Raw genomic sequence first — 21,223 nt, forward strand, 5'->3', positions numbered from 1 at the left:
GTGATCGCCACCGCCGGCCCGCGCAGCCGCGCCCGCGTCACCGCCGCCGGCGCCGACGAGATCATCGACCACACCACCACCGACCTGACCCCCGCAGCGGTGGGCGGGCCGGTCGATGTCGCGCTCAACCTCGCCCCCCTCGACCCCGACCGCCTCGCCGCGCTGCTCACCCTGATCCGCCCCGGCGGGGTGCTGGTCAACACCACGGTGTGGATGCCCGCCCCGAGCGACGCCGAGCGCGGCGTGCGCGGCATCGACCTGTACGTCCGCAGCGACGCCGGCCGGCTCGCCCACCTGGTGGCCCTGGTCGACTCCGGCGACCTGCGCGTCCAGGTCGCCCAGCGCGTGCCGCTGGCCGAACTGCCGGCCGTGCACGCCCAGGCCGCCGCGGGCACGCTGCCCGGCGGCAAGACCGTCATCGTCGTACCCGCCGCCTGACACCCCGTCGTCCCCCTCCGACAGCAGGACCGGAAGGAAACGACCATGCCGCTCTCGCTCGATCCCGGGATCGCCGAGGCGCCGCGCCGGCTGCACGAGCACGCGTCCGAGCTGGGCGTCGATCCCGGCCGCATCGGCGTGATGGGCGACAGCGCCGGCGGCGGCACGGCGGCGCCCCGCGCGCGTTCGACTCCATCGCCTTCGGCTCCGGCGTCGCCCGGCGCGCCGTCGCGGACCGCGTACGCGTCCTGAGGTCGCTCTGACCCGCGCCCCACCCCTGAAGGAGGGTCACAAGGACCCTCCGGAACCCGTCGCGGCCGCACCGGCCACCGCGGCCCCGATCTGACTGACCACCGGCTACGACAGGAGAACGACGATGTCCCACGACAACGTGATCACGGTGCTCGGCGCCACCGGCACCCAGGGCGGTGCCGTCGCGCGTGCGCTGCTGGCCGACGGCGGCCACACCGTACGGGCGGTGACGCGCGACGCCGCCTCGCCCAAGGCGCGGAGCCTGGCGCGGCTCGGCGCCGAGGTCGTGGAGGCGACCCTCACCGACGAGGGCAGCCTGCGCCGGGCGTTCGACGGGGCGTACGGCGCGTTCCTCGTCACGCCGTACTGGGAGCACCGCTCGCCCGCCCGGGAACTGGCCGAGGTGGACAACCTCATCGGCGCCGCCCGGGCAGCCGGTCTGCGGCACGTCATCTGGTCGACGCTGGAGGACACCCGGAAGGCGATCGCCGCCGACGACACCCGGATGCCGTTCATCGGCGACGGCTACCGGGTGCCGCACTTCGACGTGAAGGGCGGGGCCGCCGACGCCCTGTTCGCCACGTCGGGCCTGCCCGTGACGTACCTGTTGCTCTCCTTCTTCTGGGACAACCTGCTCACCCTCGCCAAACCGCAACGCGACCCCGACGGGACGCTCGCCCTGCACCTCCCGCTCGGCGACGCGGCCGTGGCGGGCGTCGCCTCCGACGACATCGGCCAGGCGGTGCTGCGCGTGCTGCGGCGGCCGTCGGAGACCGTCGGCGCCACCGTCCCCGTGGCCGGGGAGCACCTGACCGGCGAGCAGATGGCGGCGGCGCTCGGCACGGTGCTCGGTGAGCCGGTGGCCTACCGCCCGCTCAGCCACGACCAGTTCCGCGGCCTCGGCCTGCCCGGCGCCGACGAGCTGGGGAACATGTTCCAGTACTACGCCGAGTTCTCCGGGTCCTACCTCGGCCTCCGCGACCGCGAAGCCACGCGCGCGTTCGACCCGGAGCCGTTGAGCCTGATCGACTTCCTGGCCGCGCACCGTGCCGAGCTCGAAGCCTGACCGGTCGCCCGGCGGCTCGGCGGAGTGTCCATGACCGGCACCGGCCCCACCCTGTTCAGCCCGCCCGGCACCCCCGGCTACGCGGAAGCGGGCGCCTCCTTCCAGCTCGCGGCACCGGTCGATCCGGCCGGGGCGTTCACCGCCCGCTCGATCGGCGACGTCGTCCGCGCCGTCGCCGCCGCGCGCCGGGCGGGGCTGCCGCTGCGAGTGAGCACCACCGGCCACGCTATGGGCCGGACCGGCCCGCTGACCGGCTCGCTGCTGCTGCGTCCGCTCATCGACGCGGCCGTCCGCGTCGATCCCGACAGCCGGACGGCCCGGGTGCCCGCCGGCAGGACCTGGGGCGACATCCTGCCCGAGGCGACCCGGTACGGGCTGACCGCCCTGCACGGCTCGTCCTCCGGCGTCGGCGTCATCGGCTACCTGCTCGGCGGCGGCCTCAGCTTCTACGGCCGCCGGTTCGGCCTCGCCGCGAACCTCGTCCGGTCCCTCACCGTCGTCCTGGCCGACGGCGAGGTCGTCGAGGCGAGCGCCACGTGCCGCCCGGATCTGTTCTGGGCGCTGCGCGGTGGCGGCGGCGGGTTCGGCGTCGTGGTGGAGGCGGAGATCGAACTGATCCCCATGCACCGTGTCCTGACCGGCATGGCGGTCTGGGACCCCGCCGACGTCGCCCGCCTGGCACCGGCCTGGCAGGCGTGGGCGAGGGACGCCCCGCGGGAGGTCACCACCAGTTTCCGCCTGCTGTCCCTGCCGCCGCTGCCCTCCCTGCCGCCGTACCTGGCCGGCAGGCGCGTGGTCGCCCTGGACGGCGCGGTGACGGTGTCGGCCGAGTCCGACCTGCCCGCCGCGCGGCGCGTGCTGGACGAGATGTTGTCCCCGCTGTCCGCGCTCGCCCCGCCCGTGGCGAACACGTGGGCGCTCGCCCCGCCGCAGGCCCTGCCGCTGACCCACCTGGATCCGCTGCGACCGGTGCCCTTCGACTCGGACTCCGCGCTGGTCCGGGAGATCGACGCCGCCGGCTGGGCGGGAGCGCTGGACGCGGGGCCGGGCCTGACGGCGTTCGAGCTGCGCCAGCTCGGCGGCGCCTTCGGCGTGTCGCCTCCGTACGGCGGCGTGCTCGACCATCTCGCGGCGCCGCTGCTCTATCACGGGGTCGGCGTGGCCGGCGAGGAGACCGCGAGGGAGCTCGGGGCCGTACGGGCCGCCCTCCAGCCCTTCCTGACGGGATACACCGCGCCCAACTTCGTCGCCCACGTCGCGAAGCCCCAGCGTACGCACGACAACCACACCCGGGTCCGGGTGGAGCGCGTGCGCCTGGCCGTCGATCCGACCGGCCTGTTCGCCGGCGACGTCGCGCCGACCCTCGACGCGCCGCCGCCGTAGCGGACGGCGACGCGGGCGCCGCCCCGGGCCGGTCAACGACCGGTACGGTCCCGCTCCTGCCGGCCGGCTCCTGCCGTGCCCCGGCGGTCGAAGTCCTCGCGTGCCCTGATGATGTCGGGCACGTTGACGGCGGACCATGCGGCGATCGCGTTGGCCAGGTGCCCTGCGCTGATCCCGAGGTCGGTGAGGGCGTATTCCACCTGGGGCGGCGTGGTCGGGTGAACGGTGCGGCGTACCAGGCCGTCGCGCTCCAGAGCGCGCAGCGTCCGGGTGAGGACCTTCTGCGTGATGCCGTCGAGACGGCGCCGCAGCTCGTTGAAGCGCAGTGGCCCCTCCTGCACCTTGAGGATGCCGAGAACGAGCATGGACCACTTGTTGGCGAACGTCTCGACGACGGTACGCGAGGGGCAGTCCGGCCGGTAGGGCCCCATCACGTCCGGCGGGGCGTCAGCGCTCGCGGTATCTCCGGGGAACCTAGATGTCATGAAGGTGCCTTCTTCCCAAACGGTACCGACCTCTTCCAGGATCATCATCGACGAACGTCGGCTGCGCGAGAGGAACATCGTCGATGTCTGAGTGGATGCGCGCTGTGAGCCAGCGCGTCTTCGGGGGTCCGGAGGTCCTGGAGCTGGTGCGCGTCCGGCGGCCCGAGCCGGGCCCTGGCGAGGTGCTGGTGCGGGTCCACGCGGCCGGTGTCAACGCGTCGGACTGCAAGGTCCGCGCGGGCAGGGTGCCGGTGTTCGGTGATCCGCCGCTCACCGTGGGAGTGGACGTGGCCGGCGTCGTGGAGGCCGTCGGCGACCAGGTCGTCCGGTTCGCTCCCGGCGACAGGGTCCACGGCATGGTCCTCCCGCCACACGGCGCGTACGCCGAGTACGTGGCCGCCCCGGCGGACGCGCTCGCCGTCCCGCCCGCGGGTCTCGACCACCTCCACAGCGCGGCGCTGCCCCTGTCGGCTCTGACCGCCTGGCAGACCTTGACCAGTGTCGCCGCGCTCGCCGCGGGGCAGCGGGTCCTGATCCATGCCGCGGCCGGCGGGGTCGGTCACCTCGCGGTCCAGATCGCCAGGAGCCGCGGTGCCCACGTCATCGGCACCGCGCGGACGGTCAACCACCCCTTCCTGTACGAGCTGGGAGCCGACGAGCTCATCGACCACACCCGTACGGACTTCGCCGCTGCCGTACGCGACGTCGATGTCGTGCTCGACACGGTCGGCGGCGAGTACGGGCTCCGCTCCCTGGACACCATGACGCCCGGCGGGCTGCTGATCGACGTGATGGGCACCACCGGCGCCGGGGCCGGGCGGGACCGGGCCCGCGACGCGGCCGCGGCGCGCGGCATCCGGTTCACCGAGTTCTACGTGACCCCTTCAGGAGCCGACCTGCGGGACATCGGCACCCTGGTCGAGGACGGCGGTCTCCAGGTCGTCGTCCAGGACGTGCTGCCTCTCGAAGCAGCGGCCCGGGCGCACGCGATCAGCGAGACAGGGCGCACCCGAGGCAAGATCGTGCTCAGCGTCGCCCGCTGAGCCCCCCCAACGGCCCCGGCCCGGCTGCGCGCGGATCACCCGAAACCTCCGGACGTCGCTCCACGGCGCGCGATCACGGCCTGACCAGCGGGATGAGCACCTCGTCCACGATGGAGGCGATCTCGCCGGAGTCCACGACGCCGCCCTCCCACGCCTGGAGGAGGATCAGGCGCGGCCCGACGGACACGACGCGCGGGGTGAGGCTGCCGGGCGCGGCTTCGCCGCGTTCGACGGCCTGACGCAGGACGGACAGGAGCACTTCCTGGTGCGGGCGCACCACCACCCGGTGGACCTGCTCGAACAGCTCGGGATGGCGGTGGCGGTGCGCGATGAGCGGGAGCAGCGCGCGGCCGCGCGGCTCGCCGAGCGCCCGCACGAAGTGCTGGAGCAGGGCGATCAGGTCCTCGCGCAGCGCGCCGGTGCCGGGCGGTGCCGGCGGGTCGCCGAAGCCGGTCGCGGGGTCGCTCAGCGCGGCCAGGACGAGCTCGGCCGGGGTGGACCAGCGCCGGTACAGGGCCGCCTTCCCGGTGCCGGCCGCGGAGGCGATCTTGTCGAACGTCAGCTCCTCGAAGCTGCTCCCGGCCAGTTCGCTCAGGACGGCCTGGAAGATCGCGGTGGTGAGGGCGTCTCCGCGGCGGCGGGTGGGGCTCATGGGGACGGATATATCACGGGCTCCGCCGTGCTAGCGTCGCTAGTGAACAAATCTGTTCCTTATCTGGGGAGGCGGGTGACCCATGTTCAGGGCCGGCAGAACAGCCTTGCGCAACGTGCGGGTCTTCGACGGCATGCGGCTCGGCGAGCCCCGTACCGTCGTCATCGACGGCGCGCTGATCGGCGACGATCCCGAGGGCGCCGAGGAGATCGACGCGGCCGGGGCGGCGCTGCTGCCCGGGCTGATCGACGCGCACGTCCACCTGCACGGCCCCGAGGACCTGGCCACCCTGGCCGCCTGGGGCGTGACGACCGGGCTCGACATGGCCTGCTGGCCCGCCGAGCGGGTGACCGCGCTGCGCCGGGCGGCAGGGGTGGCCGACTTCCGCACCGCCGGACTGCCCGCGATCGGGCCGGGCGGCCACCACGCGCGCATGCCGGCAATGCCACCGGAAGCCGTCATCCTGACGGCAGCCGATGCCCGCCGGCACGTCGAGGCGCGGGTGGCGGAAGGCGCCGACTACATCAAGGGCGTCGCCGAGGCCCCCGGCGAGGGCGGGCCACCCGCGGACGCGCTGCGCGCCCTGGTGGAGGCGGCGCGCGGGCACGGGCTCAAGACGGTCGTGCACGCCGCCACCCCGGGCGCCTACACCGTGGCCGTGGAGTCGGGAGCCGAGTTCGTCACACACACGCCGATCACCGGCGGGATCGGGGCGCACGCCCTCGCCGCGATGAGGAGCGCCGGCCAGAGGTCCATCCCGACGATCACCATGACGGAGGCGTTGCTCACCGCCCTCCTGACCTCCACCCCGCCGCCCGGACGGGCCGGCCGGCTGGAGGAGGTCCTGGCCGACGTCGGCCGGCTGCACCGGGCCGGAGTCGAGATCCTCGCCGGGACGGACGCGAACGCCGAGCCGTCCGCGCCGCTGCCCGTGCCCCACGGCGAGAGCCTGCACCACGAGTTCGAGCTGATGGCACGGGCCGGAATGACGCCGGTGGAGATCCTGCGCTCGGCCACCGTGCTGCCCGCCCACGCCTTCGGCCTGCCCGACCGGGGCGCCGTCCGGCCGGGCATGCGGGCCGACCTGTTGCTGGTCGACGGCGACCCGACCCGGGACATCACGGCCACCCGCGCCATCCGCGCCGTCTGGTGCGCCGGCCACCCCGTCACACCGGCCACCCCGTCACACCGGCCACCCCGTCACGCCGGCCACCGCGTGAAGCCTGACCTCGACCCCGGCGCGCGCCCGGTCACTCGCGCCTGATGGCCGGCACGGCGTCGGCGACCGCTCGAAGGGTGGCGACGGGGTCGTCGCCGAGGGGGTAGACGCCGACGTGGTCCGCGCCGGCATCGAGGTGCGCGACCAGGCCGCGCGCGAGTCCGGCCGGGTCGCCGTAGGCGAGCAGCGCGTCGATGACGCGGTCACTGCCGGTGCCGGAGAGGTCCTCGTCGGTGAAGCCCAGCCGCCGGAGGTTGCCCGCGTAGTTGGAGACCCGCAACGCCTGCCCGGGCGGGGCGGCTCTGGCGACGGCGCGGGCCCGCTCGGCATCGGGCTCCGCGAGCGCGAAGTGTCCGGGAAGGAGCAGCTTGCCCGCCCCCAGGATCTCCCTGGCCCGCCGGGTGTGCTCGGGCGTGACCATGCAGGGGATGGCGCCCGCGGTGCGGTCGCGGGCCAGCCGCGTCATTCTCGGGCCGAGGGCGGCCAGCACCACCCGCTCGGACGGGACGCCGGCCAGCGCCAGCCGGTCCAGGTAGGACACCAGGGTGTCGTACGGCGAGGCCCACTCGGCGTGGACCTCGCGGTGCCCGATCCCGATGCCCAGCATGAACCGGTCGGGGTGCCTGGCGACGATCCGGTGGTAGGAGGCGGCGACGGTCCCGGCGTCGGCGGTCCACACGTTGACCACGCTCGTGCCGACCACCAGCCGGGTGGTGGCGTCGAGGAGCTTCTCCGCGAAGGCGAGGTCGGCCGGTGGCGACGCGTCCAGCCAGAGCGTGCCATAGCCGGCCCGCTCCACCTCCACCGCGCTCTCCGGGCTCACCTCGTGCTCGCGCAGGTGGGCGCCGAGCAGACCCAGGTCGATATCCATGATCCGATCCCAGCACCACGTCCCCGCCGGGAACCAGGACCAGTTGCGACGCGCTCGATAACCTGGAGGCATCGTCGCAGGACAGGGGGCGGCCCGGTGGAACTACGCGCACTGCGCTACTTCGTCGCGGTGGCCGACGAGCTGCACTTCGGGCGGGCCGCCGAGCGGCTGCACATCGCCCAGCCCGCGGTCAGCAGGCAGATCGCCCGACTGGAACGGGAGCTGGGAGTCCGGCTGCTGGACCGTTCGCCGCGCCGGGTCCGGCTCACCGCCGCGGGGCATCGGGTGCTCGCCGCGGCGCGTGATGCGCTCGCGGCCGTGGACCGGGTCCGGGACGCCGCCGGCACGCGGGCGGGCACCATGCGCATCGGTACCGCCGCCGGGTTCACCGCTCGCCTGGAGCGCGGGATCGACGCGTTGCGCGAGCACCCCTCGGCGCTCGGCGTCGGCGTCGAACTGGTCGACCTTCCCCTGGCGGCTCGTCTGGACGGCGTGCGACGGGGGGAGATCGACATGGCACTGGCGCGGGGGGTGCGCTCGGCACCCGGGCTGAGGGTGCTGCCGGCCTGGACGGAGCAGCTGTTCGCGGTCGTGTCCGTGCGGCACCGCGCCGCCGGTCGCGCGACGGCCGACGTGGCCGATCTCGCCCCCGGCGAACTGCGGATCCCGTCGCGGGACCACGGCCTGCTCCTGCCGGAGGCTCTGACCGCCGCGATACGGAAGGCCGGGGCCGAAACGCGTATCGACCGCCTTGCCGGCGGGACGGTCCAGGACACGATCGTCGAGGTCGGTTCCCATCCGCGGAGCTGGACCGTGCTGCCGGGCGACCAGGTCGCGGAGATCCGCTCCACCCGGGTGCGGGCGATCCCGTTCGCGCCGCGGGCCACGGTCACCGGCAGCGTCGTGGTGCCGCTCGACCTCCCGCACACCTGCGCCGCCGCCCACCAGGCAGCCTTCGGAGACTGACCCGTCCACTGTGAGACCAGTCATCTGACAGATTTTGCCGAGCGGGGATCCTTCCTAGGATCTCCAGATCGTGGGGAAAGCCGCGAAGAACCGCTGCGAGCCGGCCACGCGGCCCTCGCAGGCACGCCCGCCCCCCGTGGCGGAGAACCGGCATCCGGAAAGCCGCCTTACCAGAAAGCTTCGATCACCACGTTCCGAAAGTGATGGAGAAAATGTCAGGGACAGAGCCTCGACGTGTCAGCCGCCGCACTTTCGCGCGCTGGCTGGCCCTTGGCGGCGCAGGCCTCACGGCGGGAATGTTCACCTCACGCGCCACGCCTGCTCACGCGACGGACGGCACCGGCGTGCTGGCCGTGGCCGGCGCGACCGTCATCGACGGCACCGACGGCCCTCCTGCGCGCGATCAGACCATCGTGATGGCCGGGGGCCTCATCATCTGGTCAGGGCCCTCCGCCCAGGCGGTGGTCCCTCACGGCGCCACGGTCGTCAACGCGCGCGGCACGTTCGTCATCCCTGGCCTGTGGGACATGCACACGCACATGACCGCCACGGACGAACGGGTCTACCCGCCCCTCTACCTCGCCCACGGGGTCACCGGCATCAGGGAGATGTGGGGAGATCCCACGCTCTACGCGCTCAGGACGAGGATCGAGGCCGGAGCGCTGCTCGGCCCGCGCATCGTCACCGCCGGGAGCATCGTCGACGGCGTGCCCTCCGTGTGGCCGGACGCCACACAGGTCGCCTCTCCCGAGGAAGGCCGCGCGGCGGTGCGAGCGACCGCGGCGGAAGGCGCGGAGTTCGTCAAGGTGTACTCCCACCTCGGCGACGACATCTTCGGCGCCATTCTCGACGAAGCCAGGCGTCACGACCTGCCGGTGGCCGGCCATCTGCCCTGGCGCGTGGGCGCCGGCCGGGCCAGTGACGCCGGCATGCACAGCATGGAGCACCTGTTCGGCCTCCCGACCGCGGTTTCCGCCCGCGAGGAGGAGATCCGGCGGACGCTCGCGGAGACCCCCATCGATCCGGCCGACCCGAGGCGCTACTACGACCTGGCCCGGGAGCTCGACCGGCAGGCGTCGCTCAGCCATGTCCCGGCCAAGGCGGCCAGGCTGTTCGAGCGCCTGGCCCGCAACAACACCTGGCAGTCCCCGACGCTCAGGATCCTGTCGGTGGCCTCCTCACCCGCCGACACCTTCGCCGACGATCCGCGGCTCAAGTACGTCCCTCAGGACGTGCGCGCGTACTGGCGCGAACGTCTCGGCGAGCTGGCCCCGTCGACGCCGAAGCAGATCGCCGAGCAGAGCGCCTTCCTGCGCTACCGGATGGACATGGTGGCCGAGATGCACGCCGCGGGTGTGAGCATCATCGGCGGGACCGACACCCCGAACCCGTACGTCTTCCCCGGTTCCGGTGTCCACGACGAGCTGGCGCTGCTGGTGCGGGCCGGGCTGTCGCCCGGGCAGGCACTGCGCAGCATGACCAGCGAGGCGGCCCGCTGCCTCGGTCTGCAAGACCTCGTCGGGACACTCGCCGCCGGCAAGGCGGCCGACCTCCTGGTGCTGGACGCCGATCCGTTGCGGGACATCCGTAACACCCAGAAGATCCGTTCGGTCGTCGTGCGCGGCCGCCTGCTCGACCGCCGACGACTCGACGACATGCTGGCCGGGGTCGAAGCAGCCGTCGCCGCCCCGGCCACCGCGCCCTCCCGGCTGGCCGGCCGGCCTGCGTGTTGTTGATCCCAGGGCACCGAAGGCGAGCGGGGCGGCCGAGAACCGGCTCGAAGGGCCCGGACCTCCTGGCCGCCTGCGAGAAGGGCGGACCCTCGGCTGGGCCGGCGCCGTTCGGAGGCGCGTCGCGACGCGTACCAGATCGGCGACGGTACGCGGGCGGCTGTGCGGTGACGTCGGCCATGCGGACCTGGGAGCGGCCGGCGAGCGGGTGCGGGGCCGGCAGGATCGCGACCCGCCTTCGGTGCACAGGGCTTCTCGGGTACGAGATCGCGCCCGGCCTGGGCGCGAGGGGCTGGAGCGCCGGGACCGGCACCCGGGGCGCCTCCATCAGATCCGCCCGGACGGGACGCCCCGTGTCCTCATCGCGGTCCACATCGCCGTGCACCACGATGAGCGGGATCCGGCGTCAGCGGGGTTCTCCCAGGTCAGGCAAGCTCTGTCGCTGCGGGCTTCCAGACGTTGTTGACGCCGACGGACACCGAGGTGGAGGGCTGTTACTAGCGACGGGTCCAGAGTTGGTAGTAGCCGAAGATGCCGGAGCCGCCGTTGATGCCCACGCATTCGTAGTCGGTCCACGCGCGCAGTGCGATGCCGTCGTTTCCCTCGTATCTGCACTTTGAGAGACGGTAGTACCAGCTGTAATAGTCGTAGCCCTGGTCGCTCAGGTCGGCGGCGACGTGGGGTGCGCTGGAGAGAGTGGAGGTAGCGGCCGCGGGCCGGGCGAGGGCCGCCGTGAGCGCGACGCTCGACCCCGTGTTGGCGCTCTTGGTCGCTTCGGTGCAGTCGGTGGCGAGGAGAGCGCCTTCCTCGCCGAGAGCGGCGTCCTCGCAGGAGTATTGAGGTGTGGTTTCGCCGGTTTTGAGGATCAGGGAGCGGTCGTCGGGTTTGCCGTGTCTGGAGGAGCAGGGCGGCGAGCCGAAGACGACACCGGGCGCGGCTTGGGCGAGTTCTGCGCACTCGTAGTCGTTGTCCGGATTGGCGGTGGCGGGCGAGGCGGCAAGGCCCGGGAGGCTGAACGCGAGGGAGGTGGCTGCTGCGAGGGTGGTGGTGAGACGTTTCATGATGCTGCCTTCTGATGGGGATGGCGTCCCTGGGGGCAAGAAGCGCATGAGGGACGCGGGGTTATCAGGGTGATAACCCAGCCATCAATTACAGAACGTAACCGTAGGTTACTTTGTGCTACCTGGATGGATGCGCCCCGGATAGCCCTGTAGTCGGGTTGCGCCGAGATCCCTGCTCTTCCTGCGGCACTGTCGGAAGAACGTGCGTTCGGCGAGGCCGGCGCGGGCGGCTGTCTCGCCCGTGGTGCGGCCGAACCCGCGTTCCCGCGAACCCGTTGTCCCGGACGACGACGGTCAAGGGCGGATCACGGTCAGCCGGAAGGGGGCGGCGTGCTCGGCGGCGTGGGTCACGGCCGCCGCCGCGTCGTCGAGGGCGAACTCGGTGACGGCGAACTGGCCGAGGTCGAGCAGCCCGGAGCGGGCCAGGGCGGCCAGCCGTACGGGGGCGTCGCGCGGGTACAGCCATTGCCCGCGCACCGTGACGTTGTTGCGCATGAGCCACCGGTACGGCAGCGGCAGGTCGTCGCCGTTCAGCATGCCGACGCCGCCCATGAGCACGACCCGGCCGCCCTCGCGCACGGTCATGGCGGCGGCGCGTACGGCGGCGACCTGGGCCGTGGGCGGGAGGAGGTCGAGCACGAGGTCCACGGGGGCGGCCGCCGCCGCGGCCATGCGCTCGCGGTCCTCGTCCTCACCGCCGGTGATCCGTACGGTGCTGACCCGCGTGCCGAACCGGCGTTCCAGGGCGGCCAGGGCACGCTCGTTGCGACCCGGCGCGATGACGCGGGCGGCTCCCATGGCCAGCGCCACGGCGACCGCCGCGCCGCCGAAGTTGCCGCTGGCCCCGCTCACCAGGACCGTCTCCCCAGGCTGGAGCCGGCCGGCGAGGAGCCCGCCGTACGGCACGAGGCACACGCACAGCGCGCTCCACCGCGCCGCCTCGCCGGGTTCGAGGGGGCCGAGGGGCACGGCGTTCTCGGTGGGGATCAGCAGGCGCTCGGCGAAGGAGCCCTGGCCGTAGCGCCGCTGCAGGCGCAGCCCGCCCTCGCCGCGGGAGCTCAGGCCCTGCAGCGTGATGTCGGGGGTCAGCGCGTCGTCCCGGGACCGTACGGTTGGATCGCACAGCACCCAGTCGCCCGGGGCGAGCCGGGTGGCGTCGGGCCCGCACGCGCGTACCCGGCCGATCGCCCCCGTGCCGGGCGTCACCGGCAGCGGCAGCAGGTATTGCCGCTGTCCGGTGAACACCTCGGCCGCGTACGGCAGCACCGGCGCCGCCACGACGTCCACCACCACCTCGCCGGAGCCCGGGACGAGCTCCGGCACCTGCTTCACCGACAACGGTGAACCGAACTCCGCCAGCACAGCCGCCTTCATGATCGTGGCGCTCCTCTCTCTTGGCGGGCTTCATCCTGTCCGCCCGGCCGGCGCCGGGACCAGGACCGGTATCGTCCTGGGATGGGCCGGTACCACCCTGCGGAAAGGCGGTGATCATGGCCGAGTTGAGCGGCCGCGCGCTCGGCGACTTCCTGCGCTCCCGACGGGAACGGCTGACCCCCGAGGCAGTGGGGCTGCCGCCGCGTCCGCGCCGCCGTACGCTGGGCCTGCGCCGGGAGGAGGTGGCGGAGCTGGCGGGCATCGGCATCGACTGGTACGTACGGCTCGAACAGGGCCGAGCCGTCACCCCGTCCGCCGCCACGATCGACGCCCTGGCCGGCGCGCTGCGCCTGGACGAGACCGAGCACGCCCACCTGCGTACGCTGGCCCGCCGGCCGGCCCTGCCCGCGTTCACCCGGGAACGGGTGCCGGAGGGCACGGCCCGCCTGGTGCACAGCCTCGACCGGCCCGCCTACCTGACCGGCCGCCGCTGGGACGTCCTGGCGGTCAACGCCGCCGCGGCCGAGCTGTTCACGGGTCTGGACCGGCTGCCGCCCGGCGACCGCAACGTGCTGGTCTACCTGCTGCTCACGCCGGCGGCCCGCGAGTTGTTCGGGGACGGCTGGGCCGCGCAGGCGCGGCACGCCACCGCTCAGTTCCGCGCCGCGTTCGACCTGTGGGCGCCTGACCCGGCCTTCACGGGCCTGGCCGCCCGCCTGCGCCGTGGCTGCCCGGAGTTCGGCCGCTGGTGGGCGCGGCACGACGTCACGCGGGGCGGCGCGGGCGGCAAGGTGCTGCGCGGGCGCGCCTTCGACTACGCGACCTTCCAGGCCAACGAGGATCCCGGTCTCCGCCTGACGGTCTACACCCCGCGATGACTCCCGGCGCCTCGCACACCCGGCTCACCAGTCGGTGAAGGCCCCGTCCGGGGCGCCAACCTGAAGAGCCCGAGGAACCTCGTTGGATGTGAAGCCGTGGCCTCGGGCGAGGCGATCCGCCTGGCATGGCTTCGGCGTTCAGCCGTTCCCGGGGCGTTGACGGGGCCGGGCCCGGTCGGGTCGCGGTCGCGGATGTACTCGCGTTCCATCCCCGACAGGGCCGCCGGCACGGTGAACACCACACCCGAGGGATCATGGGAGCCCTGCAGCTCGCCGGTGAGGAACTCCAGGCCGATGCCGGCGGCGCGCAGCCGCTCGCGAGGGCGCCCAGGTCGAGGCCGCGGCCGAGCCGTTTGTGCTCGTGCACCACCAGCGTGACCGCCACCCCGGCCGTGCCCGGCCGGGGCGGCGCAGGAGGCCATCGGGCAGGCGTGAACCTCCACGCTGAGGTGGTCGTCATCGGACACCGCCTGACCGGTTCACGGATGCGTCCCAACCGGCTGGCCCGCTTGCGCGACAGGCGCGCGGCCACGCCCATACGCACGTCGTGGCTCGGCCCGTTGCCCTTCCTGGCACCGCACGGGATCGTCGCCAACATGATCGCCCGGCACCACCGGGCGGAGGCCAGGCGGTATCGGGCGCTTTCCCGGACACCTCACGCGCAGGCCGACGACGGCCCCGCCGACCAGGTTGCCGGCCGTGTCGACGCCCAGGTGCAACGGGCGTCCCTGATGGCGGCGCTCGCGAAGATCCCTCGCTCCCACCGTGAGGTGCTCCTGCTCATCGCCTGGGGCGGGCTGAGCTCCGAGGAGGCGGCCGAAGCGCTCGGCATCACCGGCGCCGCCGTCCGAACCCGGCTGCACCGGGCCCGCAAGACCCTGCGCGCCTCACTGAACGGCGCCGAGCCGACAACAGCCGGAAAGGACGGTTGACCATGGACGACATCGAGATGCTGCACGCGGCGCGCCCGCAACCCGACGCCCCCTCACACGCCGCCCATACGGCCGCCCGCGCGGCCCTGCTGGAGCGCGCCGGCAGCCCGTCGCCCACGGCGCGCCGCCGCACCCTCTGGCGGCGGGCGCGATGGATCCTGATCCCAGCGGTCGCAGCGGCCGTCGCTGCCGCGCTCGTGATCGTGCCGGGCCGTGGCGGCGACTCCCGGCCGCCGGCCATGAGTTCGCGAGACGTCCTGCTCGTCGCCGCCGACACGGCGGAGCGCACCCCTGAGGGCGCTGGGACGTACTGGCACATCACCATCACAAGAGAGGGGGCCGCGAGCGAGGAGTACTGGTATCGGCGCGACGGTCATTTCTGGATCAAAGGCAAGGGGCTGAAGGGGGAAGGCAAGCTCTTGGAGTGGCCGACGAAGCCTCAGCCTTTCGCGGTGGGGCCGCTGCGCATGACCTTCGAAGAGCTGCGGTCGCTGCCCGCCGACGAGAAGGCCCTGTACACCCGGCTCTGGTCGGCTGTCCCTGCAAGCGGTGTCCGCTCCAGCAGGGAACCGATCACAGCCGCCGAACAGGACGGCCTCGCCATGGAGTCGCTGATCTCGCTGATCAGTGAGGCGCCGGTCTCGCCCCAGGTCCGTGCCGCCGCCTATCGAGCGCTCGCCTCACGACCCGGAGTCGTCGATCTCGGCGAGACAGAGGGCGGGCGGCGCCTGCAGGTCCCGATGGCTTCCGGGATGGGCACCATGGTCGTCGACCCCGACACCGGACGGATCCGCGAAACCTCCGTATGGGCGCCGCTCACAGGCGGAATGGCCCATGACCCGGACGGCATGCGGACGATCGACGCCGAGTGGACGGACCAGCTCCCGCCCGAGTGACGTGTGCTTCTGCTCCCCGCAGGAGCGAGCCCGTGGCGATGCTCCCGGCTGCACGCCGGGCCATCGTCAGCTCCGGAGCACACCTTCGTTCCAGGCCGAAGGAGGGCAGGCCCGGCTCCAACGAGTCCCAGATCACGAAGTCCGGCCGGTCGACGCCACCGGTATCGCGCCACCACCGGCCGAACGCCTTGGCCGGCTCCGTTTGCCGGTCCCGCCGGGCCCGCGCAGGATCACCACGCGGTGCGGCCGGGCCGCAGCCTCCAAGCCGTGGAACAGGTCGTCGCGGCCCACGAACGCGCCGTTCGGCGCCGGCTCATCTGCCGCCTGTCGGTCCTGGCGGGGCCGCTGCGCAGGCAGTGCACCGGCACCATCCATTCCGCCAGCGGCGGCGGACCCTTGGGGCTGGGCCTTTTGTCGTGCAGGGCCAGGCGGGCCCGTCCGGCGGTGACCGCATCGGCGACCCGGTCCCCGGCGAACAGCCGCTCATAAAAGACGGTCATGAACTCCGCCGCGGCGATGGCGTACACGCTGTAGGCCATCGCCACCACCGAGGCCGCCCCGCCCTGCACCAGCCGGGTCGCCACCGCCGCTTCCACCTGGCTGCCGACCTGCCAGGACCGGCAGACGTCCAGCACCACCACCGGCACCCGCCTGGCCGACAGCACCTGCGCCCCCCGCTCGGCCTGAACGTCAGCAGCCCCAGCTGTCGTGATAGACACCGTAGACATTGAAGAGGTTGCCGAGCTGCACCTGCGTTCCCGGTAGGACACAGATGTGCTTGTTGTAGCTCTCGATCCTGTAGGTGACCCAGATGTATTCGCTCTGGGAAGCGCAGTTGCGGTAGTACTCCAGCACCGGGGTGGTGTAGTGGCCGCACGTTTCGCCCTTCAGCGCAGTGGGCCGCATACCATCTGACCGCGCATCGGCCGGCGTGGCGAGTGCGGTGAGGACGGTGAGGGCGGTGAGGGCGAGGGCGGCCGTCTTCATCTGAGCACGCATGTTGATTCCTGTTCTGTGGAGGACCTCAGGTCCGGATGACCGTCAGTCGTGTCATGGAGCCGCCGAGGTGTGTGGCCGGCACCGTCTTGAGAATCAGCAAAGCCACGTGGTGACGGTGTCCAACAGGGCTGCGGACAGACTCGGCCAGACGCGGCCAGACGCGTCCACTCGGTGGCCAAGCCCGGACAGAAGATCATTTGGCCTCCGAAGAGCCGTCATGCATGACCGTGCAGTCGTTTCCAGGCGCGGATCGGGGCGTGGGTCTCCAGGGACAAGGCACCGACGTTACTTTGGAGCCCATCGCCCGAACCCGAGCGGAGGGCCTTCCAGAGACGGCCAGGATGATCAGCTCGCTCGCGATCCTCGGACGAGATGGCGCCGCCAACCCCACCTCGCCCTGGCTGCTTCTCGGCCAACACCCCCACCGTCCGATCACCCCCAGCCACCTATGCAGACGGCTCCGGGATCTCGGCGTCACACACACCAGCCGAACCGCGGCCTTCAGTCAACTCCTCCGCGAGATCCCCGCCCCCGTCCTCGCCGACCTCGTCGGGTGCCACCCCCGCTTCGCCGCCGAACGAGCCCCCACCCTCGCCACCGACCGGGACAACCACGCCGCCATCCGGGCCACCTCGGCTCACCCGGCGCGCCGCTGGCCGGACGCCGAACGGCGGCCGGCGCGCCGCTGACCGCCCCCGGCCGGCAACTTGCCGCAGAACAGCGCCGCTCCCGACAGGCCGGCCCCCAGCGCGCCGGCCCGCCCGCCGGCGGCCGCCAGGCGTCGTCCCTGATCAGCAGCAGCGCCGCATCGTCACGCCTGCCCGTGGCTCCCTGCCCCACCACCTCGCCGGCATAGACCTGCGGCCGGCCGGGCCGCATCCACGCCCACCACCCGCGGTCGCTGCATTCGCCCTCCCGGCATCTGCCGTCTCGCCTCGGCGCCTCCTGATCTGCTTCGTGGCCCTGGTCGCGGGCCGTGGCCTTCACTGGCCATGTCCCCGAACGATGCCGGCGCCCGGGGCGTGCGGGTCAGGGTTCGAGGTGACCGGACACATCACCGGGCCCGGCCGGCCGATCCGCGGTGCCGGCGGTCAGTACGTCGCCGCCGTCGGGGTGCTTGGGCGTCAGCGTGAGCTTCACCTTGTGCGTACGGCCCCGGCTCACCCGGCCTCCGCCCCGGCGGTGACCACCCACGCCTTGAAACCCGCCTTGGCCTTGGCGTCGGCCTTCAGCTCCACCGCGAACTCCAGCTCGATCGGCCCCACGGCGAACGCGATCTGGCTGCCCGGCTCCGGCCACCGCCGCCGCCAGCTCATCCCGCAGCCCCTCCACCGCCTGAGTCAGCTCGTTGTCCATCGCGTTCACCCTCCGCTCATCCGCCTGGATCTTCATCCGCGACCCTGACTTCGCTACCAAGGCGACCCACGTGCTCGACCTCTGCCAGCGCCTCTGGAACGGCCGGCCCTTGGCCGGCAACGAGTACGTGATCTCCGCCGATGAGAAGACCTCGGTCCAGGCCCGCGTGTTCGGGCGCTGCTCGCCCAAGACGGGCATCATCCCGTTCATGGACCTGGCCGAGCAGGTCGTGACGCAAGAACCCTACGCCTCGGCCCGGCGGGTGTTCTGGGTCGTGGACAACGGCTCCTCCCATTGTGGCAAGGCAGCCGCCGACCGGCTCACCGCCCGCTTCCCCCACGCGGTGATGGTCCACACGCCCGTGCACGCATCCTGGCTGAACCAAGTGGAGATCTTCTTTTCCATCGTGCGGCGCAGGGTGGTCACACCCCACGACTTCACCGGCCTTCAGATGGAAGTTCACCCCGGCCGGCCTTGAGGACCTGCCGGCCCGGATCGAGCGACACGAACAGAAGGAGCGCCACTTCCAACAGCCCGTTGGCTGTGACCATCAGCCTGCCGCACTACCAGCGACCGCGTGGACCCTCGAATGACTTACGAGCCGGACCGCTAGGCTTCTGACGGTTGCCGGCTAACGAACCGTGCAGCCTGAGGCTGTGCTGTGACCGGAAACGATCACCGGTTGATGGTGCTCCTCGAAAGCCCCATGGCACGACTATGAGATTGCTGGAGTGTTCGGGGAACTGCCAGAGTGACCAGGTGTCTCGACTTGTTCCTGAACTGATCTGCTCCGACATCCAGGCCAGCCTGGGTTTCTACCGCCTGCTGGGCTTCAGGATTCGCTACGAGCGTCCCCAGGAGCGATTTGCTTACTTAGAACGTGGTGGGGCGGATCTGATGCTGGAGCAGCCGTTGAGCCGAGACCGTCTCTACCCGCGCGCGGAGCTGGACCACCCCTACGGGCGGGGGATCAACCTCACTGTCGAAGTGGATGACGTGGACCAGATTCACACCACGCTGCTTGCCGCCGGCTACGAGATGTGGCTGCCTTTGGAAGAGCGCTGGTACGAGCGCACCGTCGACGCCGTGGGCGTGCGCCAGTTCGCGGTGCAGGACCCCGACGGCTACCTACTGCGCATCTCTCAGCACCTGGGGATCCGCCCCCGATAGCCACCCACGTCATGCCGCGGCTTTGGCACGGGCGCGGCCTCCCCGATGGATGCCTTGCTCACTGCGGAAACGGGCGCGTTCGCGGCGTTGGGCGGCCGGCACATCGGGATGGCGGGCGTGGGCGTTGCGCCAGCGCAGGTAGGCATGCAGGGCGCGGGTCTGGACGACGCCGCCCGCGCCGCCGTCCTCGGCGGCAACGCCACGGCCTTCCTCGGCCTCGCCCGATGACGCTCGCCCGCACACCGCTGGGCACCTTGCGCGGCCTCACCGCCGACGAGGTGCCCGGCCTGGAGCTCGACCCCGCCACCTCCGGTGAGGACTGCCTGTGCCTCAACGTCTGGACACCCTCCTGCGAGGGCGGCCGGCCGGTGCTGGTGTTCCTGCACGGCGGCGCGTTCGTGTCCGGCTCGGGCTGCCCGGGCTCTGGTACGGCGACGGCGTGCCCGCCAACCTGGCCCTGCGCGACCAGATCGCCGCCCTGCGATGGGTGCGGGAGAACGTGGCGGCGTTCGGTGGCGATCCTGGCCAGGTGCCGCCGCCCGGGTGCCGCTGCTGGTGACCACGACCACCGAGGAGACCCGGCTGTTCACCGCCAACGGCAAGGCCGCGATCACCGGTTCGGTCGTGTTGCTCAGCACCGACGAGAGCGGAGGCAGGCTGCGCGTGGTCCCGAACGACGCGGTGCCGCTGCTGGAGGCCGGCTTGCTGGACGGGCTCCGGAAGGTGTCGCTGGACGGGCCCGGGAAGGTGTCGCTGGACACCAGCGTCCCGCAGATCGGCGCATCCGTGGACCGGGCCGGCGGCTTGACCGGCAAGGGCGTCAAGGTCGCGGTCCTGGACACCGGGATCGACGCCACCCACGCCGACCCGGTGGACAGGGTGAGCGGCGGGAAGGACTTCACGGATGAGCCCGACGAGAGGGACCCGGTCGGGCATGGCACCCACGTGGCCTCGACGATCGCCGGGAGCGGCGCGGCGTCCGACGGGCGTTACCGCGGCGTGGCCGCGGCTCCCCCCCACGGACGCAACGCCACCCGCAGCCCGCCGCGGTCGCGCGCCGGCCAGGTGGCCGGCCCCGCCAGAAGGTGTTCTACCTCATGGGGATCGTCCGACCACGTGACGGCCACCAGGCCACGCACCAGCTCCTCCGTCGACCCGTACGGCTCGGGCAGCCGCCGCTCGTCCCACGCCGACGGCAGGGGCACCGCCACCGGCTCCCACGCCTCGATGCCGCCCCCCGTACGCCGCCGCGACCTGCTCCAGCAGTTCCTCGGGCAGCCCGGCCGCGGCCCGCCTGACCTCCTCCCGCGCGGCCGCGTCGGCCGGCGGGGCGAGCCGCAAGCCCAGGCCTCGATCTTGCCGTCGGGAGGCGGTCCAGGGCAGGGTGTGGCGGACGCGACGACGAGGGAGGACGCATGGCGACGGCGGACGACGGGACGGGCCCTGGACCGGACGCGGCCCGGGGCCCAGTGGTGGGCCCAGCGGTGGACCCAGCGGTGGACCCAGCGGTGGGCCCAAGGGTGAACGCAGAGACGGAGGCGGGCGCGGGAGCGTCGCGTCGCATTGCCGAGGGCGCGCTCTACGTCGCGATCGGCAGTTCGTTCGCCGCCGGCCCCGGCATTCCGCCCATCGTCGAGCGCCGGGCGGGCAGGTCCGGCCGCAACTACCCCCACCAGGTCGCCGACGCCCTCGGTCTGCGCCTGACGGACGTCACCCGCTCGGGGGCGACGACGGCCGACGTCCTGGAGGGCCGGCGCGGGGTGCCGCCGCAGGTCGGCGCCGTCACGGCCGGCACGGCGCTCGTCACGATCACCGTGGGCGGCAACGACCTCGGCTACATCGGCGGCCTGATCAAGGCCGGGCTCGCCGCCGCCATCGCCCGCCGCCTCGACCCCCAGGACCGAGCCGACCGGAGCCGAGCCGACCGGGACCGAGCCGACCGGGACCGGGGCGGCCGCCTCTCGCGCATGGCCGCCCGCTGGGTGCGCGACCGCGTGTCCCTGGAGGTGGACGGCGACCGCGTGGAGGCAGCCGAGCGGGCCATGACGGCTGTCGGCGAAGCCGTGCGGCGGCGGGCGCCGGCCGCGCGGGTGCTGTTCGTGGACTATCTCACGATCGTGGGGAGCTGCGAGCGGGCCGCCGTCGTCCCCGCGCCCCTGCTGCCGCTCACGCCCGCCGAGCTGCGCCAGGCCGCCCGCACGGCCGAGCTGCTGGCCGCTGCGTTCGCCGCCGCCGCCGAACGCAGCGGGGCCGAGCTGGTCCGCGCCTCGGCGGCGAGCCTCGGCCACGGCCCGCTGTCACCCGAACCGTGGGTGACCGGCTACGAGGGCTCGCTCCTGCGGCGGAAGGCGGCGGTGCCGTACCACCCGACCCTGACGGGCATGACGGCCGTAGCCGGACTGGTCGTGGAGCACCTCCGCACCCACCCGTGACGGCCCGGGCCCCGATGGCC

Annotated in this window: 24 protein-coding genes and 2 pseudogenes; 16 read left to right on the plus strand and 10 right to left on the minus strand. The window is 73.0% G+C overall.

Features of this window, described 5'->3' with window-relative positions; genetic code table 11:
- From AB0H75_RS43380 to AB0H75_RS43395, 4 genes are all read left to right on the plus strand, one after another.
- Positions 1 to 438, plus strand: a 438-nt coding sequence (locus AB0H75_RS43380; RefSeq protein ID WP_367806593.1) for a zinc-binding dehydrogenase, incomplete at its 5' end; no start/stop codon positions are given.
- Positions 439 to 483: 45 nt separating this feature from the next.
- Positions 484 to 690, plus strand: coding sequence for an alpha/beta hydrolase (locus AB0H75_RS43385; protein WP_367806595.1), 207 nt, complete (start codon positions 484 to 486; stop codon positions 688 to 690).
- A gap of 124 nt (positions 691 to 814) precedes the next feature.
- The gene (locus AB0H75_RS43390) at positions 815 to 1,756 is read left to right on the plus strand and encodes an NmrA/HSCARG family protein (protein ID WP_367806597.1); all 942 of its coding nucleotides are present in this window, start codon (positions 815 to 817) and stop codon (positions 1,754 to 1,756) included.
- 30 nt (positions 1,757 to 1,786) lie between these two features.
- A complete protein-coding gene (locus AB0H75_RS43395; protein WP_367806599.1) occupies positions 1,787 to 3,139 on the plus strand; it encodes an FAD-binding oxidoreductase in 1,353 nt (450 codons plus the stop codon).
- Between the two features lie 32 nt (positions 3,140 to 3,171).
- Here the strand turns inward: AB0H75_RS43395 and AB0H75_RS43400 are convergent, their stop codons facing one another.
- Positions 3,172 to 3,624, minus strand: coding sequence for a winged helix-turn-helix transcriptional regulator (locus AB0H75_RS43400; RefSeq protein ID WP_367806601.1), 453 nt, complete (start codon positions 3,622 to 3,624; stop codon positions 3,172 to 3,174).
- A gap of 83 nt (positions 3,625 to 3,707) precedes the next feature.
- On the opposite strand from AB0H75_RS43400, the gene AB0H75_RS43405 reads away from it, so the two are divergent.
- The gene (locus AB0H75_RS43405) at positions 3,708 to 4,667 is read left to right on the plus strand and encodes an NADP-dependent oxidoreductase (RefSeq protein ID WP_367806603.1); all 960 of its coding nucleotides are present in this window, start codon (positions 3,708 to 3,710) and stop codon (positions 4,665 to 4,667) included.
- A 73-nt stretch (positions 4,668 to 4,740) separates the two neighbouring features.
- Here the strand turns inward: AB0H75_RS43405 and AB0H75_RS43410 are convergent, their stop codons facing one another.
- Entirely contained in the window at positions 4,741 to 5,319 is a 579-nt protein-coding gene (locus tag AB0H75_RS43410; RefSeq protein ID WP_367806605.1) for a TetR/AcrR family transcriptional regulator, read from the minus strand.
- 115 nt (positions 5,320 to 5,434) lie between these two features.
- Here AB0H75_RS43410 and AB0H75_RS43415 point away from each other — a divergent pair, with 115 nt between their 5' ends.
- Positions 5,435 to 6,583, plus strand: a complete 1,149-nt coding sequence (locus tag AB0H75_RS43415; RefSeq protein ID WP_367806607.1) for an amidohydrolase family protein — start codon at positions 5,435 to 5,437, stop codon at positions 6,581 to 6,583.
- Here AB0H75_RS43415 and AB0H75_RS43420 read toward each other — a convergent pair.
- Positions 6,570 to 7,409, minus strand: coding sequence for a TIGR03620 family F420-dependent LLM class oxidoreductase (locus AB0H75_RS43420; RefSeq protein WP_367806609.1), 840 nt, complete (start codon positions 7,407 to 7,409; stop codon positions 6,570 to 6,572). The genes AB0H75_RS43415 and AB0H75_RS43420 overlap by 14 nt on opposite strands.
- A gap of 96 nt (positions 7,410 to 7,505) precedes the next feature.
- Here AB0H75_RS43420 and AB0H75_RS43425 point away from each other — a divergent pair, with 96 nt between their 5' ends.
- The gene (locus AB0H75_RS43425) at positions 7,506 to 8,375 is read left to right on the plus strand and encodes a LysR family transcriptional regulator (protein WP_367806611.1); all 870 of its coding nucleotides are present in this window, start codon (positions 7,506 to 7,508) and stop codon (positions 8,373 to 8,375) included.
- A 296-nt stretch (positions 8,376 to 8,671) separates the two neighbouring features.
- The gene (locus AB0H75_RS43430; protein ID WP_367806613.1) at positions 8,672 to 10,111 is read left to right on the plus strand and encodes an amidohydrolase family protein; all 1,440 of its coding nucleotides are present in this window, start codon (positions 8,672 to 8,674) and stop codon (positions 10,109 to 10,111) included.
- A 491-nt stretch (positions 10,112 to 10,602) separates the two neighbouring features.
- On the opposite strand, the gene AB0H75_RS43435 is transcribed toward AB0H75_RS43430, so the two are convergent.
- Positions 10,603 to 11,166, minus strand: a complete 564-nt coding sequence (locus tag AB0H75_RS43435; RefSeq protein WP_367806615.1) for a hypothetical protein — start codon at positions 11,164 to 11,166, stop codon at positions 10,603 to 10,605.
- Positions 11,167 to 11,460: 294 nt separating this feature from the next.
- A complete protein-coding gene (locus AB0H75_RS43440; protein ID WP_367806617.1) occupies positions 11,461 to 12,540 on the minus strand; it encodes a zinc-binding dehydrogenase in 1,080 nt (359 codons plus the stop codon).
- 116 nt (positions 12,541 to 12,656) lie between these two features.
- Here AB0H75_RS43440 and AB0H75_RS43445 point away from each other — a divergent pair, with 116 nt between their 5' ends.
- The 3 genes from AB0H75_RS43445 (at position 12,657) to AB0H75_RS43455 (ending at position 15,246) form a co-directional block, all read left to right on the plus strand.
- Positions 12,657 to 13,418, plus strand: coding sequence for a helix-turn-helix transcriptional regulator (locus AB0H75_RS43445; protein ID WP_367806619.1), 762 nt, complete (start codon positions 12,657 to 12,659; stop codon positions 13,416 to 13,418).
- Between the two features lie 431 nt (positions 13,419 to 13,849).
- On the plus strand, positions 13,850 to 14,350 hold the full coding sequence (locus AB0H75_RS43450) for an RNA polymerase sigma factor (RefSeq protein WP_367806621.1): 501 nt from the start codon (positions 13,850 to 13,852) through the stop codon (positions 14,348 to 14,350).
- Between the two features lie 2 nt (positions 14,351 to 14,352).
- Positions 14,353 to 15,246, plus strand: a complete 894-nt coding sequence (locus AB0H75_RS43455) for a CU044_5270 family protein (RefSeq protein WP_367806623.1) — start codon at positions 14,353 to 14,355, stop codon at positions 15,244 to 15,246.
- Between the two features lie 230 nt (positions 15,247 to 15,476).
- Here AB0H75_RS43455 and AB0H75_RS43460 read toward each other — a convergent pair whose 3' ends face one another.
- The 4 genes from AB0H75_RS43460 to AB0H75_RS43475 all read right to left on the minus strand — a co-directional run bounded on the left by AB0H75_RS43460 (position 15,477) and on the right by AB0H75_RS43475 (position 17,561).
- The gene (locus AB0H75_RS43460; RefSeq protein ID WP_367806625.1) at positions 15,477 to 15,965 is read right to left on the minus strand and encodes a CHAT domain-containing protein; all 489 of its coding nucleotides are present in this window, start codon (positions 15,963 to 15,965) and stop codon (positions 15,477 to 15,479) included.
- The gene (locus tag AB0H75_RS43465; protein WP_367806627.1) at positions 15,937 to 16,245 is read right to left on the minus strand and encodes a DUF6355 family natural product biosynthesis protein; all 309 of its coding nucleotides are present in this window, start codon (positions 16,243 to 16,245) and stop codon (positions 15,937 to 15,939) included. Before AB0H75_RS43465 ends, AB0H75_RS43460 begins: the two co-directional genes overlap by 29 nt.
- A 1,029-nt stretch (positions 16,246 to 17,274) precedes the next feature.
- Positions 17,275 to 17,409: a hypothetical protein gene (locus AB0H75_RS43470; RefSeq protein ID WP_367806629.1), complete on the minus strand. Its 135-nt coding sequence runs from the start codon at positions 17,407 to 17,409 to the stop codon at positions 17,275 to 17,277.
- Positions 17,406 to 17,561, minus strand: coding sequence for a trypco2 family protein (locus AB0H75_RS43475; RefSeq protein WP_367806631.1), 156 nt, complete (start codon positions 17,559 to 17,561; stop codon positions 17,406 to 17,408). Before AB0H75_RS43475 ends, AB0H75_RS43470 begins: the two co-directional genes overlap by 4 nt.
- 32 nt (positions 17,562 to 17,593) lie before the next feature.
- On the opposite strand from AB0H75_RS43475, the gene AB0H75_RS43480 reads away from it, so the two are divergent.
- Both AB0H75_RS43480 and AB0H75_RS43485 read left to right on the plus strand, forming a co-directional pair.
- Positions 17,594 to 18,079, plus strand: a complete 486-nt coding sequence (locus AB0H75_RS43480; RefSeq protein WP_367806633.1) for a hypothetical protein — start codon at positions 17,594 to 17,596, stop codon at positions 18,077 to 18,079.
- A gap of 281 nt (positions 18,080 to 18,360) precedes the next feature.
- Positions 18,361 to 18,771, plus strand: coding sequence for a bleomycin resistance protein (locus tag AB0H75_RS43485; protein WP_367806635.1), 411 nt, complete (start codon positions 18,361 to 18,363; stop codon positions 18,769 to 18,771).
- Between the two features lie 9 nt (positions 18,772 to 18,780).
- Here AB0H75_RS43485 and AB0H75_RS43490 read toward each other — a convergent pair.
- Positions 18,781 to 18,936 (minus strand): annotated as a pseudogene (locus AB0H75_RS43490) (IS630 family transposase); the annotation flags it as partial.
- 152 nt (positions 18,937 to 19,088) lie between these two features.
- Here AB0H75_RS43490 and AB0H75_RS43495 point away from each other — a divergent pair.
- From AB0H75_RS43495 to AB0H75_RS43505, 3 genes and pseudogenes are all read left to right on the plus strand, one after another.
- Positions 19,089 to 19,294 (plus strand): annotated as a pseudogene (locus AB0H75_RS43495) (carboxylesterase family protein); the annotation flags it as partial.
- Between the two features lie 20 nt (positions 19,295 to 19,314).
- Positions 19,315 to 20,295 (plus strand): S8 family serine peptidase, encoded by a 981-nt coding sequence (locus AB0H75_RS43500; protein ID WP_367806637.1) that lies wholly within the window; start codon positions 19,315 to 19,317, stop codon positions 20,293 to 20,295.
- Positions 20,292 to 21,203, plus strand: a complete 912-nt coding sequence (locus tag AB0H75_RS43505) for a GDSL-type esterase/lipase family protein (RefSeq protein ID WP_367806639.1) — start codon at positions 20,292 to 20,294, stop codon at positions 21,201 to 21,203. Before AB0H75_RS43500 ends, AB0H75_RS43505 begins: the two co-directional genes overlap by 4 nt.
- Positions 21,204 to 21,223 lie beyond the last annotated feature (20 nt).

Origin of the sequence: Nonomuraea sp. NPDC050783 (assembly GCF_040802095.1) — a bacterium.
Classification (GTDB): Bacteria; Actinomycetota; Actinomycetes; order Streptosporangiales; family Streptosporangiaceae; genus Nonomuraea.